Raw genomic sequence first — 18,446 nt, 5'->3', positions numbered from 1 at the left:
ATCTTAAACAGTTTTTTCAAGATACGAAAGTAGTGAAGGGGACGAAATCGATTCTGGAGAAGCGAAGCGTGCGCCTTTATCAACGGATTTTTCCCTTGGGAAAGGGAAATCAAGAAAATCCGTGGATAACAGCGATCATAAGAACGATTCGTAACCGAAACGACCACTTCGAACAGTTGCATTGAAATGTTTTAATGAACGGTGGCAAGCACCGAATCCAGTCGCTCCACGATCTCTACCAGTTCGTCTTCGGTTGTGGTAAGGGAAGGCCGGACCTTAACAACGTTGCCAAATCCATATCTTGAACTTCTCAAGATTAGATGCTCATCTGTAAAAGCACGGTCAACAATGGCATTGGTTTTGAGCGTATCCGGTTCATTACCGTCACCTACAATCTCGAGCCCCCACATTAACCCGACACCACGAGCTTCACCGATACTTGGGTATTTCATAGCCAATTCATGCAGCAATTCACCCAAAATTTCACCTTTGCGTTTCACCGCATCCAGGAAGCCGGGTTCGGATACCACTTCCAATGTGGATTTGGCAGCGGTTACGGAGATCAGATTGCTTCCTGAGGTGAAGGAGTGTTCGTGCTTTTCGAGCACGTTCAGCCGGGATTGCATTAATACCGCAGCAACAGGTACGCCGATCCCGCCAAGACCTTTCGCAAGGGTAATCATGTCAGGCTGGATATCAAACAGTTCGCTGGCAAACATGGTTCCGGTACGACCGATTCCTGTCTGCACTTCGTCGGCAATAAGAATAATATTGTACTCATCACACAGTTTACGCAGACGTTTGAAATATCCGGCAGGAGGAATGATATTGCCGCCATTCCCGAGAATGGGCTCGATGATCATGCAGGCGACTGAGCCGGAACTTGCATATTCTATCGCATCAGATATAGCTTCAACGCATTGATAGGCGCAGTCTCCATTTGAGGATTTGAATGGGCAACGAAAACAGTATGGGGCAGGTACATGGACCGCGTTAGCCACAGCCGAATTGGGGAAGCGTTTCCGCCGGAAGGCATTCCCTGAAATCCCGGTGGCAAATTGGGTCTGCCCATGATGGGATAGATACAGGCTGATGATGTCTGTCGATTCGGTATACTTCTGTGCAATTTTGGTTGCACATTCGTTGGCAGTTGAACCAGTGATATCCCGCATCCATCCGGCATTAATGTCGTTTGGAGCATATTCGATTAAGTGATCAAGTACTTCATTTACGTACGGTTCAGTGAAGGAGGAAGACATATGCGTCAGATTGCCGACTTGTTCCTGAATTTTGCTGACTACATGTGGGTGATTATAGCCCAGTGACAGATTGAATGTTCCCGACACGCCGTCCAGGTATTCAACACCTGAATCGTCAATCAACTTAATCCCTTTTCCGGCTATGAAGCGGTTGTTGGTTAAAGTTTGCATACGATTTCCTCCAATTGTAATGGTGTACTAGCTCGAACGAAGCTCAAAAAATCCCGGATGATGCGGGCATCACCTCCCTTAAGAAACGATGTTTATATTTCCTTGCTATGTTGTGCGAGAGCAGCACGTACTGCATTGTTTTTTACAGTCCATAGATGAGAGACCATCAAAGTAACAAGCAAGATCAGACAGAATCCGGCCAAAATCCAGATCGTATTCACGACAGGACCTGTGCTCATACTCCATCCAGTCACATACTGCAAGATGGCACCTCCAATCCCCCCCGATGCGATCAGGATACTGGTTGTCCGCTCGGTCATGCCGGGAATCAGAACATTTGCATAGACAAGTGCGATACAGAACAGCCCTGACATGAACAGACCGGTTCCGAAGATGAGCACATACGTTGCCCACTGTCCAGTTACAAATACCATAGCGACCGTAAACAAAAGCGTGCCAACCGTACTCCAGATCAGGAAAGGCATATAGTTGACGGATTCGGCTATTTTTCCGGAGAAAAGACGACCGATGATCATCGCAATCCACAGGATGGAGACACTCAGCGATGCAACAGATTCCTGAAGGTGCAGTCGTTCTACGAGAATGGAGGGCAGGAAGTTCATCAATCCCAGTTCCAATCCCATGTAGATGAAAAAGAAGATGACGAAGATTGTCAGCAGACCCAGATGTTTTCTCGAATATTGGGCTTTACCTGCTGCATGTGCCACTGTATTCTCGCCAGCCTGTTCCAGATACAGTGCGGCTGGCCGGGGCATTGTGATCCACAGCAACATGAGAATCAGTGACAACACGGCGACCGTATAAAAAGTAAGATGCCACAGCTCCATCCAGATGAATAAAGCAGCAACAGCCGGGATGAGAAGTGCTCCAAGAGCAAAGAAGACATCCAGCTTGGACATGGCGACCGCCTTCTGATTCTCAGTGAATTCGATCGTGAAAGCACCTACAGAGGGTTCGATGATACCTGAACCGAAACCTACGATAATCGTTAGAAGAAGAACTACAGACCAGGATGGCAGAAAACCGAGTAATATATAGGCGGTTACAATACAGATCAGTGCAAGGGTCAGCATCGCTTTTCTTCCGATACGGGCTGTCAGGGCAGGAGCTGCGATTACACCGACAAGAAATCCAAGAAACTGCAGAAATAACAAAAATCCGCCATCACTGTAACCGCGCTCATAATGTGACAATAAAACAGGGAGAAGTGCACCGAGCACAACGCTGGTTATGCCGATTAACAGATAAAAACCGCAGCTTAGAGCGAATATTCTTTTCAAAAGCCCGCCTCCTAGTTGGATAAAAATTTTATATTATGTAATTAATGTTTATTTCATATATAACTTATACCATAAATGAACAAATGTACATGCTTTTTGTTGTAAAATAATGTTAAATTTTGATGAAGAGAAATATTTCTCGTGCTAAGTTTCATCTAAAACGATTTCGTGTCGAAAGGATAAATATGATCCAATTCATATGACCGTTTAACAGGGTTTGGCATCTGTATTGATCGAGAATAGTAAAACGTGCATATATAAAAAAAGTTCCCTGTCTGAGTAGACGGGAAACGTTCTGATTAACCGTTTTATATGATGATACCTGACTTCCACGTATCGCTATTAAGCAGTCTGTACAAAGAAAATTCCATCGAATGGTGCGTGAGCAGACGCGGGACCCTTTCGCAAAAATAAATAACCATTTGCATCGGGAAGACCCAATATATCCCGATAAGGCTCAGGAAAATCTCCGGAATATATTTGACACACCAGTTGATGTTCCTCTAGCAAATGGTCAATTCCTTTCACACCGTTTGGTAAAGTGGGAGAGAAAAATGAAAATGCAGGGAACGCCTCATCGTCTAACTCCGTTTCAATCAAACATACGCCGCTTAACGGAATGGGTGGAACGGGACATACGGAAGTAAGTGGATGCGAAGATACCGAGACATAAGTGCTTCCGGCAAGAATATTCTCGTTCCATTCCAGCTCATCTCCCGTATAGATTACCTGATCCAGAAAATATTCGGAGGCGGAGTAGGTCGAGAAGACCGAGATATATTTATCTTGTGGTAAAGATGGGATATGGACCTGCTGTGAAAGTGTATTACAATTGATGGAGAACAGATGCAATAAAGGCTGACCATCAGGGTTGAGTGGCCAGTCGGAAACGTATGCAGTGTCTCCACCAATCCACATGCCAGAGTCTTGGTTGGGATCATCGGGGTCAACTGTAAATCGAGTAACTTTGTACATGAGAAACTCCTTCCAGAGTGTATTTGGGCTTTCCTATGTAACGGTGTATGTGTTTTTATATAACCATTCATTGCTTCGTTTCAGTATAAATGAGATGATGTGGAATGAAAATCAGTACAAGGTACTAACTCATTGCACGATGCGAATGAACGTACCAGCACTCTAAGAACCAGTGGCAATACTATAGATGAGAAGTGGTGACATATGCTAATTAACAAATACATAAGTGAAACGGGATTCTGCTCCCGCAGGGAAACGAACCGTTTAATTGCAGCTGGGCGCATAACGATCAATGGCAGGGTATGTGAAAAAGGGGCGGAAATTGAAACTCGCGATGTGGTACTCATTGATGGGAAGGAGATCCCTCGTAATGACAGCGAACCTGTCTATATTGCTTTGAACAAACCCATCGGTATTGTCTGCACAGCAGCAGAACATGTGGAGGGGAACATCATTCAATATATGAATTATCCTTCTCGCATATTTGCGATAGGCAGGCTGGATAAGGCATCTGAGGGGTTGATTTTGCTTACGAATGACGGAGGCATTGTGAACAAGATGATGCGTTCGGAGCATAATCATGATAAAGAATATGTAGTGACAGTAGACAAACCCGTAACCAACGAATTTGTAAAATCCATGTCTGAAGGCGTTGAAATTCTGGACGTAGTGACCAAGCCCTGCGAAGTGTATAGGCAAAGTGAAAATGTATTTCGTATTATTCTGACACAGGGTCTCAACCTGCAAATCCGGAGAATGTGCAAAGCCTTGGGGTACCGAGTCCTCAAGCTGGAGCGTGTGCGAATTATGAATATTACGCTGGATCAACTGGAGCGGGGGCAATGGCGTCATCTGGAGCAAGAGGAACTAGGGATTCTGCTGTCTCAATTAAATGAGATAAAATGAATGACTTCTGCTCATGTCAACGGTGGCCAACCACGATGTCCAGTTATATCAGTGAAAAATGAAGCAAACACTAACCCCTATGCGGATTAGTGTTTTTGTTATTAAGCTTGTGTCCTTTTTGTTCTGAAATGTAAGAGCCAAATAGGGTTAAGAACGCACCGAGTACAATCACCCAGGTTATCTGCTCTTGAAGAATCAGTGCAGATGACACAACAGTAATGACCGGCACAAGATAGATATATATGCTCGTTTGGATAGCTCCGAGAAGATTCATGGCCCGGTTCCAGGTCACGAAACACAACGCGGAGGCACCCAGACCGAGGTAGAGAATATTGGAGAGATTGGTCATGTTCATGAAGCGTCCGAGTTCCCAATGGAATTCAAACAAGAATAGAGCTGGTAGCATGAAGATCAGGCCATAGAAGAACACCTTGCGGGTCGCACCAATGGTGTGATAACGAAGCTCGCCAATTTTTCGCATTAGCACAGAGTAGATCGCCCATACCGCAGGTGCTATGAAAGCAAGCAGATCACCTATCGGATTCAGTTGCAGAATGAAACTGCCGTTCAGTGCGATGAGTAGGATGCCGCTCAAGGCAATCCCGAATCCGATAATGAAGCGGCGAGTTAACTTCTCGCCATCTAAGAAGAAGTGTGCGAGTACAGCAGTGAAGAACGGGGCAATGGAGACAATAACACCCACGTTGGAAGCTGTTGTGTACACCAGAGCTATATTTTCAATAAGAAAATATAACGTCACCCCACATAGTCCTGCTCCGATAAATAACCATTCTTCTCTGAATGAGGCGATCCGCAGTGAACGTGGATAGATCAATAATAGTACCAAATATCCGATCAGGAAACGGAAAAATAGAATTTCCACAGGAGTGAAATCAGTCAACAGAACCTTCGTAGAGACAAAGGTAGTTCCCCAGATCAGTATAGTAAACAAAGCGAGTAAATGTCTGGTAGAGGCTCTAGTGTTTTGATGATCAAGATGACTTGTCATACGATGTTAGTGGTGGTACGTTTCAACTCCGAATCATGATTGAAGATACGTCTATATTGCTTGGGTGTCAGGCCGATCAGTTTTTTGAAAAAATTCGTGAAATGGCTCTGGTCACTGAATCCTGTCTGTGCGGCTACTTCAATCGGAAGCAGACCTTGTTCCAGCAGACGTTTGGCTTGATTAATACGAATCGTCTCCAGATAACGGTAAGGTGATATCCCTTTCTGGCGGGTGAATAAACGCAGCAGGTGGTATTTGCTCATCTCCGTCAAATCGGTTAAATCGTTCAGCGAGATGATCTCCATGTAATGAGATTCTATGTAATCACATATGCGTCTGATCTCCAAGGTAACATCCTGTGTGGAAACAGGCGGTTCAGCATCCGAATAATCTCGCAGCAATTGATCCAGTAGTAAGAGTAACAATTCTTCTTTGCAGAAATCCGATTGCTCCTCTAGAATCATCTGATGCAGCTCGTGCAGGGAACCCACAAGTTCACTTTGGTAGAGAACGGGGGATGTAAACCGTGGCAAGTAAGCTTGTCCAGTAATCTCTCTCGCATACTCTCGCATAACCTCAGGCTGGACATTGATACAGCGATAATCGAGGGTTCTTCCATCCACCTGTTCGCAGGCATGAGGATCATGTGGATTAAAAACAATCATGTCTCCGCTATTCAGAATGTATTCTTCGTTGTTGCAGACGAGGTGTCGCTTGCCTTGTTCAATGAATCCAATGACGTAATAGTCATGAAAATGATTGGGAAACTTCTGCATAATGCCTTCAAATTGATAAGCTTCTAGCTGTAAGTCGGTATCAAATACTACAGTCCGGACTTCCCGTGTCATGATGCACCTTCTTTCTGGTAAGTTAAGATCATTATAGGTTGCAAAGAAGGAATTTTCTTGAACGATATTGCTATTGCTCGAAGTGTTTGAACGGACAGATATCTCTAAAAACAAAATACCCGCAATCCCGGAAGGAAAGCGAGCCCTTTGCTAAGTATAGTTGATTCATGAGTTCAAGCCTATATATATGGGAGAAAAAATGTCTTGAACAATTAGTAATTGTTCTTAGTGTAACGTAGCGAGTGCTTCAGGTGTAAAAGCCTGTATCTCGGATACACGTCCTTCGCGTATTTTGGCAGCCCATGCCGGATCACCAAGGAGTGCACGTCCCACAGCTACCAGATCAAATTCCTGTTGCTCATATCGCTTCATGAGTTCGCCCATACCTGGATGTGTTGCTTTATCTGCTCCTGCTTCAGACTCATCTGGCATACCCACAGAACCAACGGTAATTGTGGTTTGGCCACTCAGTTTTCTTACCCAACCTGCAAATCCAAGATTAGATCCTTCGAACTCGGGCTCCCAGAAGCGTCGTGTCGAGCAGTGGAAGATATCTACACCTGCGTCAACCAACAAGCTGAGGAATTGTCCCAGTTGTTCGGGTGTGTCGAACAGTCTGGCTTGATAATCATTCATCTTCCATTGGGAGATCCGCATCGCAATAGGGAAATCAGGACCTACCGCAGCCCGAACTGCCATTACAAGTTCAACCGCGAATTGAGTTCGTTTCTGAAGGTCACCACCATAGCGGTCCGTTCTCCTATTCGTTGTTTTCCAGAAAAACTGATCGATTAGAAAACCATGTGCACCGTGAAGTTCAATTCCGTCAAAACCAATACTTTGCGCATTGGCTGCTGCATCTGCATAAGCTTGAATCACAGTTGCGATCTCCGCCTCCGTCATGGGCTCACCTACTTGAGTACCTTCCATATCAACTCCCGATGGACTCAGTGAGGCAGCTTCCGGGTGTGGGTTAGATCCTGAAGGACGAACGATTCCCATGTGTAAAATCTGCGGAAAAATCTTGCCGCCCGCTTCATGGACATGTTCGACCACTTCAGCCCAGCCTTGAAGAGCTGCTTCTCCATACATATGAGGGATTCTAGGCTCACTTGATGCAGATGGATGCTCAATGGTCGCACCTTCGGTAATAATGAGTCCAACACCATGCTCGGCACGCCGACGATAATATGCAGCTACATCGGGGCCCGGGATACCATCCGGGGAGAAGGCACGAGCCATGGGGGACATGACGATGCGCGAGGACAGGGTTAACTTTGAAACGGTGTATGGTTGGAACAGAAACTCCGTAGAAATAACGTTATGTTGTTGATCACTCAAACTAAGCACCTCCATTATGTTGCACCTTCAAGCGGGTACGAGTGCAATCTTAACAAGGTCTATAGGCATGCTCAACCAACAATCGGAGCATTTTGTTGCTTAAGCGAAAGACATGGATTATTGTATGGTGTCTTTGCACTTACTTTCACTTGTTGAACAAATAACACTTATCTATAATGAAGGAGTCTAACCAAATATTTTGTGTACAAAGGAGGATTGGGGCATGTCTGGTGTATTGTCTCCAAACTCGAATGATCCGCGTGTAATCCGCACGCGTCAATTAATTCTTGATGCGTTTTTAAACCAATTGAATCTTAAAAATTTCAACAGCATTACGATTCAAAACATTACGGAACAAGCCACAATTAACAGGGCTACATTCTACGCCCATTTTCAGGATAAATATGCATTGCTTGAAGCCTTGTTATCGGATGCTTTTATGGAATATGTAACGAAAAGGGTGGAACCGGATGCCCGGTTATCAGCCGAAACCATACAGCAGCTTATATTTTCATTATGTGATTATCACGTCTCAAGTAATGGTTGCATCAAAAAATATGAGACAGTTGCGCCAATTATTGAAGAAAACATCAAGACACAGCTGGAGCAATTCCTTCTTGAATTAATGAGCAAAGTAGCGGGAGATGTAGATCCCAAAACACTGAAAATTACGGCAACCATGCTAAGCTGGTCGATCTATGGGATGACATATCGATGGAATATTGAAGGCGGGCAGGAATCCCCGGCTGAATTAGCCAACAGAGTGGTACCCTATATGATGGGCGGATTGGAATTGTTGAATTAAACTTCATTTAACGAAATTGCCTTACTATTCGAATGGACATGGGAGGAATAACAAGATGTTTGAACATTTGGTTGTTTTTAAATTTAACAATAAAACCACGTTAGCCAAACAGCAGGAATGGGTGGATCAATTACTCGCGTTACAGGAACAAATACCGGGGATTGTCGGGCTGACCGCAGGAATTAATGCAACGGAAGAAACGGACCGTATTCAAGGTTATACCATTGGATTGAGAGTGACATTTGAAGATCAGGGGGCATTGCGCGCCTATGGTCCACATCCTGCTCATCAGGCATTTGTAGCTTCCCTCGATGGTTGGGTGGAAGATGTCATTGTAGTTGATTATGCGATATAAAGGCGCGAAATTAGAGGTTAACGAATATAGGAGTTGAAGATTCCCATGTGTTTAATTTTATTTGCTTATAACATTCATCCAAAGTATCCGTTTATATTGGGGTCAAATAGGGATGAATTCTATCACAGACCTACGGCTCAAGCACACTATTGGGAAGACCATCCTCATATATTGGCTGGCCGGGATTTGTCGAAAATGGGAACCTGGATGGGCGTAACCAAAGGTGGGCGTCTGGCTGCTGTTACGAATTATCGTGATCCAAATGAAGATATACATGCCAAGGGCTCAAGAGGAGATCTGGTTGCTGATTTTTTAAAGGGAACGTCCACACCTGAGCAATATATACAACACGCGGAGAGAAGTCGCAATGATTATCCTGGCTACAATTTGTTAGTGGGTGATCCTGACGACCTCTATTATTATTCTAATGTGGGTAATGTTGTGATGAAGTTGAAACCTGGAATATACGGGATTAGTAATCACTTGATTAATACAGATTGGCCCAAGGTGAAACGTGGGAAAGAAGGACTGGAGAAAATCATCCAAGGGGAGGACGAAGCAACCCTGACAGAACAAATATTAGGTTTGCTGCAAATGGCAGACCCTTCAGTGGATGAGCTTTTACCCCATACAGGTGTTCCATTGGAATGGGAACGTTTGCTTTCTCCCATCTTTGTTAGAAGTGAGAAATTCGACTATGGGACCAGAGCTTCATCCGTTGTTCTGATGAACAGAGAAGAAGTGTTTTTTACGGAGAGGGTTCACCAGAACGGAGAGGTAATGGAGCAACGTTTTAACATCAAACCTCTTAACTCGACAAGCTGAGAATATGAAAGAAGTGATGTTCAGACATTATGCATTTAAATGAATTTGCATGAATCACTGAGGTTAAATCCAAAGTTGATGTTTCTTTTTTTCTGAGTGTAAAGAGTATTTTCGTTTCTCTGTGTCAACTAATATAACGCGAAATAAACGGTTTGAGAGACCTTTTGTATAACACGCCCAATTTTAGTTGGGTTCTTTATCTCTTATCACAATTCTATGTTATGAATCATGGAACTTCCCTGAATAGTTTATATAATGTGAATCAACATAACATGATTTTGCAGCGGTTCTGTTGATTCTAATTTCAGGGGGGCAACTTGGGAATGAAAGAAACCAAAAAGATGAGAGTTTTTTCACTGGGTATTCAGCACGTACTCGCGATGTATGCGGGAGCAATTCTGGTGCCTTTGCTTGTGGGCAGAGCATTAAATCTGACTGCAGAGCAGTTGGCGTATCTGGTATCCATTGATCTGTTAACGTGTGGGATTGCAACATGGCTTCAGGCTCGAAAAGGGAAGTACTTGGGTATTGGTTTACCAGCGGTGCTCGGAAGTTCTTTTGTAGCGGTGACACCGATGATTGCGATTGGATCGCAGTACGGAATTCCCGCCATTTATGGGTCTATCATCGCAGCCGGGTTATTTATCGTCATCTTTGCCGTATTTTTTAGCAAAATCGTCAAATTGTTTCCGCCAGTTGTGATCGGTACAGTGGTAACCATTATCGGTCTTGCGCTAATCCCAACCGGCATTAAAAACATGGCGGGTGGAGCAAACAGCGAGAATTTCGGAAGTTTGGACAATTTGGCGCTTTCATTTGGTGTATTACTGTTCATTCTAATCCTGAATCGATATGCTCGTGGTTTTGTTAAATCCCTGGCTGTTCTCCTTGGTATTATTGTGGGAACCCTCATCGCAGCTATCATGGGAAAAGTGAATTTTGCCTCTGTACAGGAAGCCTCCTGGTTCCATTTGCCTCAACCCTTTTACTTTGGATGGCCTACCTTCGAAATCGGCCCAATCATTACAATGATTATTGTAGGTACGGTGGTTATCATCGAATCAACAGGTGTATTTATGGCTTTGAGCAAAATCTGTGATCAACCAATCAACGAAAAAGATCTGGCACGGGGATATCGCGCAGAAGGTCTCGCGTTTGTTCTAGGTGGCATATTCAATGCCTTTCCATACAATACATTTGCTCAGAATGTCGGTTTGGTTCAGCTCTCCAAGGTGAAAACGACCAATGTGGTGGTTGCAGCCGGAGGTATTCTAATCTTTCTGGGACTCATTCCGAAGGTAGCTGCTTTTGCAACCATTATTCCAAGTGCTGTCCTCGGAGGAGCGACTGTTGTCCTGTTTGGAATGGTCGTCTCATCCGGGATCAAAATGCTACAAAACGTCGACTTTGGCAAACAATCCAATCTATTGATCGTGGCTTGCTCCGTTTCACTTGGGCTCGGCGTTACTGCTGTACCCGACCTGTTTGCCCAGCTTCCTCAAAGTATTCGGATTATTGTTAGCGATGGTATTATCACGGGAAGCCTGTCAGCGATCCTGCTTAATGTCTTCTTTAACCTTGCTTTGAAAAAAGAGAGCTTGCCAGTACAGCCTGTACAGGCTCAAGAAGCACACACGTAATCTTTGTAATAACAGATGTGTCATCTGGTAGTAAGAGGAATAGATCCAAGAGGGTTTTCTGGGAAGTGGAGTGAAAGACACTGATTCCACTTGGCAAAGAAATCTCTTGGATTTTTTTGTGCTTACGATTCATGAGGAATGCAAAAGGCATGCAAATATGCTAAAGTTTCATCAAGAACATTTTAGATGTTCGTTTAAGTCAACAACATCTTACATTGAATTTCCATGCGACTACATAAATGAGCATTGGTTCACAAGGCTACAATATAACCAAGGGATATCCCTGGGGTACAGAAAAGGAGTTGTGATCACCATGCAACAAGAAACATTGAACAAAGGGTGGAACTTGGAGAATAGTTATGCGAAGTTACCGCAACCCTTTTTTACAAGTCAGGGCGCAGTGCCTGTTGAATCACCAAAGCTGATCATTTTCAATCGACTGCTTGCATCCAGCCTAGGACTGGATGTGGAGTCTCTTGACAGTGATGAAGGAGCGCAAATTTTTGCAGGTAATTCGATTCCGGAAGGAGCCGAGCCTTTGGCTCAGGCCTATGCAGGACATCAATTTGGCAATTTTAACATGCTTGGAGATGGACGTGCTTTGCTGCTGGGTGAACAGATTACGCCACAGGGCGAGCGAGTGGATATCCAGCTCAAAGGATCAGGAAGAACACCCTACTCCCGTGGGGGAGATGGACGTGCTGCTGTAGGGCCCATGTTGCGTGAGTATATTATTAGTGAAGCGATGTATGCACTGGGTATTCCAACGACACGCAGTCTGGCGGTGGTATCAACAGGAGAAAACATTATCCGTGAAACAGAGCGGCCGGGTGCCATTTTAACCCGGGTGGCTTCCAGTCATATCCGGGTAGCAACCTTCCAGTATGCAGCCAGATGGGGATCTATCGACGATCTTCGGGCGTTGGCTGATTATACGTTGCATCGACATTTTCCTGATGTTGCCCAAGCTGAGAATCGCTATCTTTTGCTCCTTCAGGAAGTAATTAAACGGCAGGCGGCACTCATTGCCCAATGGCAGCGTGTTGGTTTCATTCATGGCGTGATGAACACGGATAACATGGCGATCAGTGGTGAGACCATCGATTATGGTCCGTGCGCCTTTATGGATGCTTACAATCCTTCAACCGTATTTAGCTCCATTGACAGGCAAGGTCGCTATGCTTATGGTAATCAACCGTATATTGCGGGGTGGAATTTGGCTCGTTTTGCCGAGACGCTTCTGCCGTTGCTGCATGAAGATGAAGAACAGGCCGTGCAACTCGCTCAGGATGCTATCGCACAATTTTCTGAATTGTACCATCATCATTGGCTCAAGGGAATGCGTGCCAAACTGGGCTTGTCCGATGAAGAGGCCGAAGATGAAGCGTTGATCAAGGAGCTTCTTGAACTCATGGAAAAGCATAGTGCAGATTACACCAATACGTTCCTGGCATTGACCTTTGATAGGTTGGAAGGGACAGCTTTGTTTGGCACGGCAGAATTTGCTGAATGGAATGAGCGGTGGCAAGCAAGATTGGACAGACAGCAAGGGGCGAAGGAAGTCTCTCGGGAGTTGATGAGAACGAACAATCCAGCCGTCATTCCCCGCAATCATCGGGTTGAGGAAGCCCTTGAGCAAGCGGAGAACCACGGAGATCTTAGCGTGATGCAGAAGCTTTTGGCAGTTCTTTCAGATCCGTTTGCGCACTCACCTGAGCAGGCTGAATATGCCGAACTACCTGCACAATGCAATACTTCGTATCAGACTTTTTGTGGGACCTGATTGAACAGTATGGAATGAAGAGGCTGCCTTGGGCAGCTTTTTCATTTTTTCATTCTGTCATCGACGTTACTTTATAGAGGCAGGTGCATTCATGTCCAACATGTTAAGCAAACAACAATTGGCAGACATCCTTTTACAGCTTTTAGAGCGTACATCTTTCCCTAGGGAACAGATGCAGAACTATGTTAACCGCTTGTTTGAGAGCTTTAAGTGGGATGGGGTGCCTTATGTAGAGGCTGAAGAAGATGCGTATATCGTTCGAATATACGAACGTGGTCTCGTTTCATTGGAGAAACGGGTGAAACAGCCGGATGAAGTCATCTATTGGGTGCTGGAGGATATTATTTTCACCGCGACGCATGTAGGATTGTTGGAACGAAATGGCGTGGATAATAAAGAGACGCATTTGAACTATACAAATGAAGTGATGAAGGACCTGAACAGGGGTGTTCAGGAAGCCTTCCAGCAGATCGGTGATCCGTATTCACATTGGCATCAGGCGGGTAAACGTCAGGAGTTGGAGAGCATGCATAAAGAAAAGTGAGGTGTGTTACATGAGCGAGCAAGATATTAATGATGTATGGTATGACTTTGCTGTGTTATTTGTCGAAAAAAAGAATGAATTTGAACAGGGCTGGGCTTCGTTGACTTCGAACGAGCAGGACATTGCTGCTTTATGGCTGTTAGAGGCGGATGTCTTTAATGGCGGTTTTATACAGTTTTTCTGCAACTGGGGGGAAGAGGTATACCGTTACGCGTTGCGGGCATTACATATCATTGATGCGACTCAAGTCGTGGAGATTATAACGTCAGCATATGGCTGCATTGAGCACTTGAAAGAGGATGAAAGGCTTACTGAACTATGGGATATACCTAAATTCCTGACAAAGGAACAAGAGCAGCAGTTAGATGCGTTAGATCTGCAGTTTTGGAACAATGAGGATCAGGTCGCGGAGAAAGCGTATGGTTATTATCACGGAAAATTGAACATGATGATTATATAATCTGGTTTCAACTGTGCATCCGTGGTTCAGTTCAAAGATTGTATACTTGGTCTTGCAATGACTGAAACGTTCGGCTATACTTGCTATAAATTGAATACATGAATCACGTTGATAGAGCGCAGTAGCGGCTTTGTCCCTGTTACAGAAAGTCAGGGGTTGATGGAACCTGATACATACAAGGGCTGCGAATTACACTCTGGAGTACTTGGGTAATGCCAAGCGGATGGGCAAACGATATATTGCCAAAAGTGGTATGGATAACGTGTTAAGCTCACGTGTTGTCCATGCAATTTGGGTGGTACCACGGTTATGATAATCGTCCCTGTGTCTAATGAAGACAAGGAGGCGATTTTTTTGTGTCCAAAAAAGCCGTTCCAGCGTGTAATTTCGTATTTTAACGTAGATCATGACTGAATCTTGAGGATAGAAAAGGGGTTATACACATGAATATTATTGATGAACTACAGTGGCGTGACGCCATTAACCAGCAGACAGATGCAGAGGGACTGCGTGAGTTGACCGAAACCAAATCAATCTCATTGTACTGCGGCGTTGACCCTACGGGGGACAGCATGCATATCGGACATCTCATTCCATTCATGATGCTGAAACGTTTTCAACTGGCAGGACACCGTCCAGTCATTCTGATTGGTGGAGCTACAGGAACGATTGGTGATCCAAGTGGTCGGCAGGCTGAGCGTTCTTTGCAAACGATGGAGCAAGTGCAGGAGAATGTGGATGCACTGACAGCGCAGATGAAGAAGTTGTTCGTAACAGACGGTGATAATCAGGTTCGCATGGTGAACAACTACGATTGGACACACAAAATCAATGTGATTGAATTCTTGCGTGACTACGGCAAAAACTTTAACCTTAACACAATGTTGGCTAAGGATGTGGTTGCGAGCAGATTGGAAGGCGGAATCTCGTTCACCGAGTTTTCCTACCAGATCCTTCAATCACTCGACTACCTGCACCTGTTCCAGAACGAAGATGTACAGCTTCAAATCGGTGGTTCGGATCAATGGGGTAACATCACAAGTGGTCTTGATCTGATTCGTAAAAAAGAAGGATCTGAAGCGAAGGCGTACGGTCTGACCATTCCACTCATGCTCAAATCCGACGGTACCAAATTTGGTAAAACAGCTGGCGGCGCAATCTGGCTTGACCCGAACAAAACAACACCATTTGAGTTCTACCAGTTCTGGGCGAATACAGATGACCGTGATGTCATTAAATACTTGAAATACTTTACTTTCCTCAGCAAAGAACAAATCGAAGCTTTGGCTGAAAAGGTAGAGACAGAGCCGCACAGACGTGAAGCACAGAAAGCACTCGCGGAAGAAATGACAAAATTCGTTCACGGCGAAGAAATGCTCGAACAGGCTAAGCGTATTACAGCGGCGCTGTTCAGTGGTGATATCCGTTCCCTGACAGCAGATGAAATCGAGCAGGGTTTCAAGGAAATGCCAACATTCGAAACGGACGGGGAAGCGAAAAATATCGTCGACTGGCTCGTAGATCTGGGGTTGGAGCCATCCAAACGCCAGGCGCGTGAGGATGTCACTAAAGGCGCGATCTCCATGAACGGTGAGAAAATCACGGAGCTTGAATTCACAGTGTCGGCAGAGCATGCCATTGGCGGTAAATTCATCATTATCCGTAAAGGTAAGAAGAACTACAGCCTGGTTAAACTTCAATCGTAGTTTCCAAGAATTAGAACGTAACACAGAGACGTATAGAGACTACAATAGACGCACAAATAGAGCTACAAATACAGAAACAAAAAGACCGCCTTCCATCTCTGTCAGGCGACAGAGGGGAGGCGGCCTTTCGTATATCAGGCCAGTGAGTGACCTATCTTATTGATTAACGATCGCTGTGATTTCTTCATCCAGATCAAGTCGTACATTCTCACGGTACGCCCGGATGTTGTATTCACTGTGCAGGTAACGAAGAATCGCTTCAATCATATTGGACTCCACCAGATATTGACTACGGCCTTGAATCCAAACTTCAGCGGAATAACCTGTATCTTCTTCCCAACTCAGTTCTACATTCACATCGGTTGGACGTACACCTTTACGTTCTGCCATATGAATACAGATTGCATTCACAATTTCATCCATGCTCAGAACCATAGAGATTAGTACCGTCCATTTCTGTTATGGTCATCATCACGATCATTGCGACGGTCATAACGACCATCCGCTGCAGGTTTGCGACGATTGGAGATGGCTCTGAAGAGTGCCATAGCCAGCATAACAATCAACATAATTGCTGCAACGTTCACGAGCAATCCAAGGATGTTACCCAGAGCGCCCATGCCACCGAACAATCCGCCAAACATCATACCAGCAAGACCACCAAGCATCATGCCTTTCATGAATCCGCCGCCACCGCCGAAGAATCCGCCACGGTTCGTTGTAGCTGCTCCATTGCTGGAATTGTTATTCGTATTCGATTTGCTTACATTGCTGTCGGATTTCTTAGGTGTATTGCTATAACTTTTTGTACCGGATTTGAATCCGCCACCGCGTCTTGCATCTGCAGAATCCGGATTCGCTACTCCCACTGTTGCTAACAATAATGTAAAGGCCATAAATACCATCATTAGATGTTTAACTCCGAATTTTTTCTTCATTGTAAAGATCGTAACCCCCCGATTAATTTGTTTGAATCGCCCAAAAATGGACCTTACTCATGTAATACGGTCAACTTGCAGCAACGTTTCAAATTTTATTAAATTTCTGAAACGCTTGGACTTGGGTCTTGAATTGCAGCTTGGCCATCAAGCAATTGGGTAACCCAATGACACCATTCCAGGCCTGTTTGTGCGTGCATCAACCCTTTTTGTACCAGGATGTAGCTTCCAAAGTCTCGGTTGCCTACACGAAGATTATCCTGAGGTATACGTGACTTCAGATCCTCGAAATAACGTATGCGTTCCATAAACCAGCTTTTACGCTCGTTAAGAATGCGTCTCATGCTTCCGTCTTCCGCTATGCCAACACACAAAATACGCAAATTAAATTCATCGCGTGTAACAGGTGCGGTAACAGGAGTAATCATCCATTCCAAGAGCTTTTCAATGCCTTTTTCCGTAACTGCGTACATTTTCTTGTCCGGTTTGTCAGACTGTTGTACCCAGCGGGAGGCCAATAACTCATCGTTTTCCATCTTGGACAGGAGTGGGTAGATCTGGCTGTGTTTCGCCTGCCAATGTGGCTGGATTTTCAGCATCAGATCATAGCCCGATGACTCCTCGCGGGTGAGCAGCCCGAGCAATCCGTAGGAAAGTATGTTCATGCACATGTCTCCTTAATATTAGGGCTAGGTCAGAGAGAACAATCGTTTTTACTTTCTTTGACCGCTTTCATAAAAAGTGTACACTGAAACTGTATGGTTTGACAACCTGACAGAACAACTGCCTTAATTTAGACAAAAAAAGTGCGAACCATAAGGTCCGCACTCCAAACCATTTAGAGAGATGCCTGTTGTCCATACCCCTCAGCGACAAGATCAAGCTCACCTGTGGCAGAATCGATAACCATGCCGTGGACGGGTACATTGGGAGGAAGTAATGGATGCTTTTTGATCACTTCCACAGTATGTTTTACCCCTTCTTCAACGCTGTCAAACCCACGCAACCATTTTTGTAAACGGATGCCCGAATTCTCCAGAGTAGTCATGACTTCTTCCGATACACCACGCTCTACCATATGTCCAATCATGGTCTCAGCGTGAAGGGAAGCCATACCACATTCCGTATGTCCCACTACCAGGACTTCATCTGCACCCAATTCATAGATGGCGACAAGTACACTACGCATTACACTCCCGAAAGGCTGAGAGATAATTGCGCCTGCGTTTTTGATGATTTTCACATCGCCGTTTTTCAAGTTCATAGCCTTGGGCAGCAATTCCACCAGACGTGTATCCATACAAGTGATGATAACCATCTTTTTGGTTGGAAACTTGCCAGCCGTATACTTTTCGTATTCTTTGGTCTCGACAAATGATTTGTTGTAAGTCAAAATCTCTTGAATGTTGTTCATGTCCATTGCCTCCTGTTATCCAATACGACGAGCACGGCCACTTGCATATGATGCAGCTTGTCCTACGCGCCTTTGCTTTAATAGTATTTCACGGTCAGCAGATGGCATTACTCCAACCCTTTAGAGGTTGTTCAAAAAGTCCACTTTTGATTACGAATCATGCCTG

At 44.8% G+C, this 18,446-nt stretch carries 19 protein-coding genes and 1 other annotated feature; of the genes, 9 read left to right on the top strand and 10 right to left on the bottom strand.

All coding sequences use genetic code 11. From position 1 onward, the window contains the following. Positions 1-191 precede the first annotated feature (191 nt). From AC4E8D_RS18585 to AC4E8D_RS18575, 3 genes are all read right to left on the bottom strand, one after another. Positions 192-1,430, bottom strand: a complete 1,239-nt coding sequence (locus AC4E8D_RS18585; protein WP_221821729.1) for an aspartate aminotransferase family protein — start codon at positions 1,428-1,430, stop codon at positions 192-194. A 92-nt stretch (positions 1,431-1,522) separates the two neighbouring features. After that, positions 1,523-2,731 (bottom strand): MFS transporter, encoded by a 1,209-nt coding sequence (locus tag AC4E8D_RS18580; RefSeq protein WP_221821727.1) that lies wholly within the window; start codon positions 2,729-2,731, stop codon positions 1,523-1,525. A 342-nt stretch (positions 2,732-3,073) separates the two neighbouring features. Next, on the bottom strand, positions 3,074-3,706 hold the full coding sequence (locus AC4E8D_RS18575) for a DUF1963 domain-containing protein (protein WP_221821726.1): 633 nt from the start codon (positions 3,704-3,706) through the stop codon (positions 3,074-3,076). 204 nt (positions 3,707-3,910) lie between these two features. Between AC4E8D_RS18575 and AC4E8D_RS18570 the strand changes: the two genes are divergently transcribed. Further along, positions 3,911-4,612: a pseudouridine synthase gene (locus tag AC4E8D_RS18570; protein ID WP_221821724.1), complete on the top strand. Its 702-nt coding sequence runs from the start codon at positions 3,911-3,913 to the stop codon at positions 4,610-4,612. A 70-nt stretch (positions 4,613-4,682) separates the two neighbouring features. On the opposite strand, the gene AC4E8D_RS18565 is transcribed toward AC4E8D_RS18570, so the two are convergent. The 3 genes from AC4E8D_RS18565 to AC4E8D_RS18555 form a co-directional block, all read right to left on the bottom strand. Beyond that, positions 4,683-5,621, bottom strand: a complete 939-nt coding sequence (locus tag AC4E8D_RS18565) for a DMT family transporter (protein WP_221821723.1) — start codon at positions 5,619-5,621, stop codon at positions 4,683-4,685. After that, positions 5,618-6,469: an AraC family ligand binding domain-containing protein gene (locus AC4E8D_RS18560; RefSeq protein ID WP_221821722.1), complete on the bottom strand. Its 852-nt coding sequence runs from the start codon at positions 6,467-6,469 to the stop codon at positions 5,618-5,620. The genes AC4E8D_RS18565 and AC4E8D_RS18560 overlap by 4 nt, the downstream gene beginning before the upstream one ends. Before the next feature lie 225 nt (positions 6,470-6,694). Further along, the gene (locus AC4E8D_RS18555) at positions 6,695-7,810 is read right to left on the bottom strand and encodes an NADH:flavin oxidoreductase (protein ID WP_237174832.1); all 1,116 of its coding nucleotides are present in this window, start codon (positions 7,808-7,810) and stop codon (positions 6,695-6,697) included. A 223-nt stretch (positions 7,811-8,033) separates the two neighbouring features. On the opposite strand from AC4E8D_RS18555, the gene AC4E8D_RS18550 reads away from it, so the two are divergent. The 8 genes from AC4E8D_RS18550 to tyrS all read left to right on the top strand — a co-directional run bounded on the left by AC4E8D_RS18550 (position 8,034) and on the right by tyrS (position 15,928). After that, the gene (locus tag AC4E8D_RS18550) at positions 8,034-8,615 is read left to right on the top strand and encodes a TetR/AcrR family transcriptional regulator (RefSeq protein ID WP_221821720.1); all 582 of its coding nucleotides are present in this window, start codon (positions 8,034-8,036) and stop codon (positions 8,613-8,615) included. A 55-nt stretch (positions 8,616-8,670) separates the two neighbouring features. Further along, positions 8,671-8,970, top strand: coding sequence for a Dabb family protein (locus AC4E8D_RS18545; RefSeq protein WP_221821719.1), 300 nt, complete (start codon positions 8,671-8,673; stop codon positions 8,968-8,970). Positions 8,971-9,015: 45 nt separating this feature from the next. Further along, positions 9,016-9,795, top strand: a complete 780-nt coding sequence (locus AC4E8D_RS18540; protein WP_221821716.1) for an NRDE family protein — start codon at positions 9,016-9,018, stop codon at positions 9,793-9,795. A gap of 323 nt (positions 9,796-10,118) precedes the next feature. Then, on the top strand, positions 10,119-11,435 hold the full coding sequence (locus AC4E8D_RS18535; protein ID WP_221821715.1) for a nucleobase:cation symporter-2 family protein: 1,317 nt from the start codon (positions 10,119-10,121) through the stop codon (positions 11,433-11,435). A 313-nt stretch (positions 11,436-11,748) separates the two neighbouring features. Beyond that, on the top strand, positions 11,749-13,218 hold the full coding sequence (locus tag AC4E8D_RS18530) for a protein adenylyltransferase SelO (RefSeq protein ID WP_221821713.1): 1,470 nt from the start codon (positions 11,749-11,751) through the stop codon (positions 13,216-13,218). 91 nt (positions 13,219-13,309) lie between these two features. After that, complete coding sequence (locus AC4E8D_RS18525; RefSeq protein WP_221821712.1) at positions 13,310-13,762, top strand: Imm63 family immunity protein; 453 nt, start codon at positions 13,310-13,312, stop codon at positions 13,760-13,762. Between the two features lie 10 nt (positions 13,763-13,772). Then, entirely contained in the window at positions 13,773-14,222 is a 450-nt protein-coding gene (locus tag AC4E8D_RS18520; RefSeq protein ID WP_221821711.1) for a DMP19 family protein, read from the top strand. 99 nt (positions 14,223-14,321) lie between these two features. Then, positions 14,322-14,549: a binding site (T-box leader), on the top strand. 116 nt (positions 14,550-14,665) lie between these two features. Beyond that, a complete protein-coding gene (gene tyrS, locus AC4E8D_RS18515) occupies positions 14,666-15,928 on the top strand; it encodes a tyrosine--tRNA ligase (protein ID WP_036672932.1) in 1,263 nt (420 codons plus the stop codon). A 156-nt stretch (positions 15,929-16,084) separates the two neighbouring features. On the opposite strand, the gene AC4E8D_RS18510 is transcribed toward tyrS, so the two are convergent. The 4 genes from AC4E8D_RS18510 to AC4E8D_RS18495 form a co-directional block, all read right to left on the bottom strand. Beyond that, a complete protein-coding gene (locus AC4E8D_RS18510) occupies positions 16,085-16,363 on the bottom strand; it encodes a YxcD family protein (protein WP_017687903.1) in 279 nt (92 codons plus the stop codon). Between the two features lie 5 nt (positions 16,364-16,368). Continuing rightward, positions 16,369-16,866, bottom strand: a complete 498-nt coding sequence (locus tag AC4E8D_RS18505) for a hypothetical protein (protein ID WP_490205062.1) — start codon at positions 16,864-16,866, stop codon at positions 16,369-16,371. A 98-nt stretch (positions 16,867-16,964) separates the two neighbouring features. Beyond that, the gene (locus tag AC4E8D_RS18500) at positions 16,965-17,531 is read right to left on the bottom strand and encodes a PadR family transcriptional regulator (protein WP_036613540.1); all 567 of its coding nucleotides are present in this window, start codon (positions 17,529-17,531) and stop codon (positions 16,965-16,967) included. Positions 17,532-17,704: 173 nt separating this feature from the next. Beyond that, the gene (locus AC4E8D_RS18495; RefSeq protein WP_036613541.1) at positions 17,705-18,280 is read right to left on the bottom strand and encodes a beta-class carbonic anhydrase; all 576 of its coding nucleotides are present in this window, start codon (positions 18,278-18,280) and stop codon (positions 17,705-17,707) included. Between the last annotated feature and the right edge of the window lie 166 nt (positions 18,281-18,446).

The sequence above is a fragment of the Paenibacillus sp. SRL342 genome (genome assembly GCF_984798905.1).
Note: the sequence above shows the minus strand (reverse complement) of the source record. Positions and strands in the feature narration are given on the sequence as shown.